The organism is Mesorhizobium sp. WSM4829, assembly GCF_055811475.1.
This window is the reverse complement of sequence record NZ_JBVVQJ010000037.1, coordinates 23,018-29,438: the sequence shown is the minus strand read 5'-3', so window position 1 is coordinate 29,438 and position 6,421 is coordinate 23,018. Positions and strand designations below refer to the sequence as shown.

General features: G+C 62.3%; 6 protein-coding genes. 1 reads left to right on the top strand and 5 read right to left on the bottom strand.

The annotated features are described in order from the left end of the window. Positions 1-249: 249 nt before the first annotated feature. Positions 250-2,022: an AMP-binding protein gene (locus AC0L17_RS27350; RefSeq protein ID WP_473518087.1), complete on the top strand. Its 1,773-nt coding sequence runs from the start codon at positions 250-252 to the stop codon at positions 2,020-2,022. Between the two features lie 60 nt (positions 2,023-2,082). Here AC0L17_RS27350 and AC0L17_RS27345 read toward each other — a convergent pair whose 3' ends face one another. From AC0L17_RS27345 to AC0L17_RS27325, 5 genes are all read right to left on the bottom strand, one after another. Continuing rightward, a complete protein-coding gene (locus AC0L17_RS27345; protein ID WP_473518086.1) occupies positions 2,083-2,607 on the bottom strand; it encodes a hypothetical protein in 525 nt (174 codons plus the stop codon). A gap of 190 nt (positions 2,608-2,797) precedes the next feature. Then, positions 2,798-2,965, bottom strand: coding sequence for a hypothetical protein (locus AC0L17_RS27340; protein WP_473518085.1), 168 nt, complete (start codon positions 2,963-2,965; stop codon positions 2,798-2,800). 26 nt (positions 2,966-2,991) lie between these two features. Beyond that, positions 2,992-4,413 carry a TRAP transporter large permease gene (locus AC0L17_RS27335; RefSeq protein ID WP_473518084.1) on the bottom strand — a complete coding sequence of 474 codons (1,422 nt, stop codon included), beginning with the start codon at positions 4,411-4,413 and terminating at the stop codon, positions 2,992-2,994. Then, complete coding sequence (locus AC0L17_RS27330; protein WP_236390380.1) at positions 4,410-5,057, bottom strand: TRAP transporter small permease subunit; 648 nt, start codon at positions 5,055-5,057, stop codon at positions 4,410-4,412. The genes AC0L17_RS27335 and AC0L17_RS27330 overlap by 4 nt, the downstream gene beginning before the upstream one ends. 68 nt (positions 5,058-5,125) lie before the next feature. Continuing rightward, a complete protein-coding gene (locus tag AC0L17_RS27325) occupies positions 5,126-6,256 on the bottom strand; it encodes a TRAP transporter substrate-binding protein (protein ID WP_287301107.1) in 1,131 nt (376 codons plus the stop codon). Positions 6,257-6,421: the final 165 nt, after the last annotated feature.

Below are 6,421 nucleotides of genomic sequence, written 5' to 3'. Positions count from 1 at the left end.
GGGCCGCCCCCCCCGGGGGGGGCCCGCCCCCCCCCCCCCCCCCCGGGGGGGGGGGGGGGCCCCCCCCCCGGGGGGGGGGGGGGGTCGTCTCGCGTCGAGCACTGCCGCAACGACCCCACCCGTCCATCCGCCTTCGGCGGCTGTCCACCCTCCCCTCAAGGGGGAGGGGATTGCGCTCCAGTACCATCAACGGGATTTCCACCACCCCGGCAGGCTGATAGACTCGGGTCGCCTGCGGAGGAGACGGCAATGCCGATCAATCTCGACGAGTTGAAGAATGCCACCAGCCTGCGCGGTCGCCGCCCGGGCAATGGGGCCACGTTTGTCGCGCCGATCGACGGCAGGGCGCATGTATCGGGCGAGCGCACCGTGCCGCTGCTGCAGCAAACGATCCCGGCGCTGCTTTCGGACACCGTCAGTAAATACGGCACGCTCGATGCCGCCGTCTTCGTCGACCAGGACAAGCGCTTCACCTGGAGCGAACTTTCAGACACGGTGGACGCGCTGGCCGCAGGCTTCCTGGCTCTCGGCCTGGCAAAAGGCGACCGCGTCGGCATCTGGTCGCCGAACCGCTGGGAGTGGCTGGTGACGCAATTCGCCACCGCCCGCATCGGCCTGATCCTGGTCAACATCAACCCGGCTTATCGGCTGGCCGAACTCGACTATGCGCTGAACAAGGTCGCTTGCCGAGCGCTGGTCACGGCCGTCAAATTCAAGAGCTCCGACTATCTCGGCATGATCGAGACGCTGGCGCCGGAGATCGCGACGGCGACACCGGGCGAGCTCGATGCGAATAAATTGCCGGCGCTAAAAATCGTCATCCGCATGGGCGAGGAGCATTCGCCCGGCATGCTCAATTTCACCGACGTGCTGGCGATGGGCGGGCGCGACGAGCATGATAGCCTCGACCGGATCTCCGAGGGGCTGAAGCCCGGCGATGCCATCAACATCCAGTTCACCTCAGGCACGACAGGCGCGCCCAAGGGCGCGACGCTGACCCACAACAACATCGTCAACAACGGCAATTTCGTCACCTCGGCGATCAGGCTCACCGTCGACGACCGGCTGTGCATCCCGGTGCCGCTCTATCACTGCTTCGGCATGTCGATGGGCACGATCGGCTGCGTCACCAAGGGCGCGACGATGGTTTTCCCGGGCGATGGGTTTGATGCCGGCGCCACGCTGAGAGCGGTGGCGGGCGAGCGCTGCACCGGCCTCTATGGCGTGCCGACCATGTTCGTCGGCCTGCTCGACCATCCGGATTTCGACACCTTCGATCTCACCAGCCTGCGCACCGGCATCATGGCCGGCTCGCCGTGCCCGATCGAGGTGATGAAGAAGGTGGTGTCGCTGATGCACATGGCGGAGGTGACAATCGCCTATGGCATGACCGAGACCAGCCCGGTGTCGTTCCAGAGCAGCGTCGACGACCCGCTGGAAAAGCGCGTCTCGACCGTCGGCCGCGTCCACCCGCATGTCGAGGTCAAGGCGATCGATGCCGATGGCGCGACCGTTGCGGTCGGCGCGCCGGGCGAACTCTGCACGCGCGGCTATTCGGTGATGAAGGGCTATTGGGACGACGAGGAAAAAACCCTCGAGGCGATCGATCCCGACGGCTGGATGCACACCGGCGACCTCGCCACCATCGACGCCGAGGGTTATTGCAACATCGTCGGCCGGGTCAAGGATATGGTCATCCGCGGCGGCGAGAACGTCTATCCGCGCGAGGTCGAGGAATTTCTCTACCGCCATCCCAAGGTCAGGGAAGTGCAGGTGTTCGGCATCCCCGACCCGAAATTTGGCGAGGAGCTTTGTGCCTGGATCGTGCTCAAGCCGGGCCAGACCGCCACCGACCAGGAGATCAAGGCCTTCTGCGCCGGCCAGATCGCCCATTACAAGATCCCGCGCCACATCCGCTTCCGCACCGAATTGCCGATGACGGTGACCGGCAAGCCGCAGAAGTTTCTCATGCGCGAGGCGATGGTTGACGAACTCGGCCTGGTGACGCCGAAGACGGCTTGAAGCGGGGTGTGAGCACTCTTTCCGCTTCAATCCGACTGTGCCAGCTCGGTGCTGGCAAGGCTAAACCGCCGGTCCTTCGAGCCCGCTTCTCTCGTGCGACTTCCACAGGTACCAGCCGAGGACGGTACCGAAGAAGAATGTGTGGGCAATGAACTGCACGACCGGGCTTGCTTGCAGGAACCAGGGGAATGCGATCGGCGCGATCACATAGAAATTGACGAGCCACAAGGCGAGGCCAAAGATGCTGCCGAGACTGATGAAGGCTGCTCGCCCGCGCAGCATTGCGGCAATCTCCCCGAACACGATCCCATAGGCGATGGCCAGGATCAGATGCACGACCACGCCGGCGATGCCGGCCGTCAAGAGCGGGTAGCCGGGATCGAGAGCTTCCGGTCCAAGCGCGATGGCGCCGATCATGCGCAGCGGCATGAAGAACGCTTCCGCCCCCATCATGAACGCACTCGCCGCCATTTCGAACGCCGCAAAGACGATGCCTGCGACAATGCCCGCGACGGCCCCCTGCTGGAGTCCCCATCGAATGTCGCGTGGCGTCACCGGCGTATGGATATAATCACGGTAAGCCATAACACTGCTCCCTGTTCTGGACGCAGATTCTTCCGCAAAATCAATGCCGGGAACGCGTCTGGGGTTCCGGGCGTCCGGTACAATTCACGAGGATTTGATTGAATTGATGTTTCTCGGGCCGAGCGGACGGTTCGACTCTTTGCCCGCGTCGACGCGGCAGCCATGCAGCTTCCCACGACCAAGCCGGCTGTTAGCTCGCGCGAGACCTCAACTGGCTCCATAGATCGTAGCCTGCAAGGAGGACGCCGATGCCGACCGCAACGCCTAGATCGGGATGCGGGACGAAACGGATTACGACGCCGAAAAACGCCAGAAAGGCTACAAACGCCAGGACGGCCAGGATGCGGCTCAAATTCATCTGTTGTGCTCCATTCGCCCCCGTCCTCAGCCCCCGTAGATCAGGTTGGGCAGCCCGTACACGATCTGCGGGAAGATGTAGATGATGACCATGCACAGGATGACGATCAGCATATAAGGCATCATTCCGCGAAAAATATCCGAAAGCTGAACATGCGGCGGCGAAATGCCCTTGAGGTAGTAGGCCGACATCGCCATGGGCGGCGACAGAAAGGCGGTCTGAAGGTTGACTGCGACGAGCACGCCGAAAAACAGCGGATCGATCTCGAAATGCGCCAACAGCGGCAGGAAGATCGGAACGAAGATCACGATGATCTCCGTCCATTCCAGCGGCCAGCCCAGGATGAAGATGATGATCTGGGCGACGATCAGAAACATCAGCGGCGACATGTCGAGGCCGGTGACGAAATCGCTGATCAGTTGCTGGCCTCCCAGATAGGCAAAGACCGAGGCGAAGGTCGCGGAGCCGACGAACAGCCAGCACACCATGGCGGTCGTGCGCGCCGTCAAATAGACGGACTCTTTCAGGCGTTGCCACGTCAGCGCCCGGTAGGCGGCGGCCAGCACGACGCCGCCGAGCGCGCCGATGGCGGCAGCCTCCGAGGGCGTGGCGAGGCCGAACAGGATAGCGCCGAGCACCGCGAGGATCAGGGCCGCCAGAGGGACGAAGGAGGTCAGCAGCATCCAGCTGATTTGCAGGACCGAATAGTGCCCTACCTCGTCTCGAGTCGGCTTCGGCGCCACCTGCGGCTGCAGCACCGCCATCGTCACCACATAGATCAGATAAAGGCCGGCAAGCAGCAGTCCAGGAAGCAGGGCTGCCGCATACATGCGGACGACCGACACACCCGCCGTCGCGCCATAGACGATGAGCAGAATCGACGGCGGAATGAGGATGCCGAGGGTTCCGCCCGCGCAGATCACTCCCGAGGCATAGCTGACGTCGTAACGCGCCTTCAGCATGGCGGGAAACGCCAGCAGGCCCATCAGTGTCACGACCGCGCCGACAATGCCTGTGGCCGTTGCGAAAAGCGTGCAGGTGATGAGGGCGGCGACCGCCATGGAGCCAGGAACGTGCCGGGTGGCGATATAGAGGGTGCCGAAAAGACGCTCGATGATATTGGCCCGCTCGACGATGTAGCCCATGAACAGGAACAGCGGGATGGCGGTCAGCACGTCGTTCGAGATCACGGAATAGGTCTGGTTCACGAACAGATCGAAAATGCGGTTGTTGAAGAAGCCGCCGATCCAATGCTCCGCAAGCGTCCAGCCGTCGGCACCATCCTCAACCGCCCGTTCGTAGGCGCGCCACATCCGCCCCGGATTTAAATAAGCGTAGTAGCCAAAGGCGACCCCGAGCGCCATCAAAGTGAACGCAACCGGGAAGCCAAGGAAGATCGCCAGAAGCAGAATGAGCAGCATCGCGACGGCGACCTGAGGATCGCTCATCTGTCTTCTCCGTCGCGGTCGGGTTGATTGTCGGGGTGGAGGAATGGGAGGTCGACTGCTTCTGAACCGTGATGCAGAACATCGAGCGTCTTGGCTTCCATCAGCACCTTCTCGGTCTCTTCCACGTCTTCGGCCGCGCGCGGCCATGTTCCGGTTCGCAGACAGACGACGCAGCGGAACACCTGGGCAATCCCCTGCACGAAGAGCAGGATGCCTGCCGCCACGATGACGGCCTTGAACTGGAAGATCGGAATCCCGGCCGGACTGTTCGAGCTTACCTCGAGATAGCGGAAGCTGCGTGCTGCATACTTCCAGCCGGCCAGAATCAGCGCCGTGACGCCTGGGAAGAAGAAGATGATGTAGAGGACAAGTTCGACCGCCGCTTGCACGCGCGGCCTCCACAGGCGGTAGATGAAATCGCCGCGCACATGCCCGTCTCGCGACAGGGTGTAGGCGCCGGCCATCATGAACATGGTGCCGTAGAGCATGTAGCTGAGGTCGAATGCCCACGCGGTTGGCGCGCTGAACAGGTATCGCACGACAACCTCATAGCTCACGCCGAGCGTCATGACGACGACGCTCCAGGCGAACACCTTTCCAAACCATGCCGAAAGTTCATCGGCGAATGCAATGTAGCGGAGCATGTGCAGGGTTTCCGTCAGGTGCAATCCGGCGGCCCGCAAGACCGCCGTATTGCCAAAGCGGAGGCGAATTAGAGCTTCAGCTTGCCGGGGAAATGATGGTCGTATGCCAGTGTCAGGTCGGCTGAATTCATAAGCTCGTAGTAGACGACGCGTTCGACCCATTGGCGCTGGCTGTCGAGCACCCGCTTCATGAACTCATCCGCCTCCAGCGTCGGGATGATCTTGTCCCAGGCCTCGAGTTGTGCGTCGAGAATCTCCTTCGAGGTGCGGTGCACGGTGACACCGTGCTCGGTCTGCAGCTTCTGCAGGTCGGCCGAATAGTTGTCGAGGGCGAGCGCGGTGTTCGCGGTGCTGGCCGCCTCCACGCCATATTCGAGAATGGCCTTCAAATCATCGTCGAGGTCGTCGAACACGTCCTTGTTGAACAGGAATTCGAACGACTCGCTCGCCTGATGGTAGGATGACAAGGTGTAGTGCTTGGCGACGTCCTGCGAACCGAAGCGAAGGTCGGATGACGGATTGTTGAATTCGAAGGCGTCGATAACCCCGCGCTCCATAGCCGGCACGATTTCACCGCCGGGCAGCTGCGCCACGCTGAGGCCAAGGTTCTGCATGAGATCGGCGGCAAGACCGACCGTCCGATACTTGAATCCCTGCAGTTCAGCGGTGGTCGTGACAGGCTTCTTGAACCAGCCGAACGGCTGCGCCGGCATCGGGAAGCCATAGAAGCCGACCACGTTGAGGCCCATGATCTCCTGCGTCAGCTCGCGGTAGAGATCCTTGCCGCCGCCCTGGTGGAACCAGGCGAGCATGGTGGTGGCGCTGCCGCCAAACACAGGGCCAGTTCCGAAAAGCGACGCGGCCTTGTGCTTGCCGTACCAGTAGACGGGGACGGTATGCGCGGCGTCGATGACGCCGTCATTGACGCCATCCAGCACCTGGAACGCGCCGACGACCGCACCCGCGGGCAGGAGCTCGAACTTCAGCCGGCCGCCGGACATCTTTTCGACGCGCTCTATGTATTGCCGCGCGAAATCCATCCAGATGTCCGAAGCAGGCCAGGAGGTCTGCATCTTGATGGTGACCGGCGACTGCGCCAGTACGGCCGGGGCCGAGAGCGTCGTCGCTGCAGCCGCACCGGCGGTGATGGCTGTGGACTTTTCCAGGAACCCGCGACGCGAGATTTTCTTGTCGGACATTTACTCCTCCCATGTTGTAAACGCTTCTGCCACAACCAGAATATGCGAACTCGCCCCTTGCGCAACCAGTTTCGCTGCCGGTGACATCGGGCATCGGGCTTCGGTCTGGCACAAGCGCCAATATGTTTCCGCATTCGACGATTTTTTAGTCGGCGCTTATCCTTG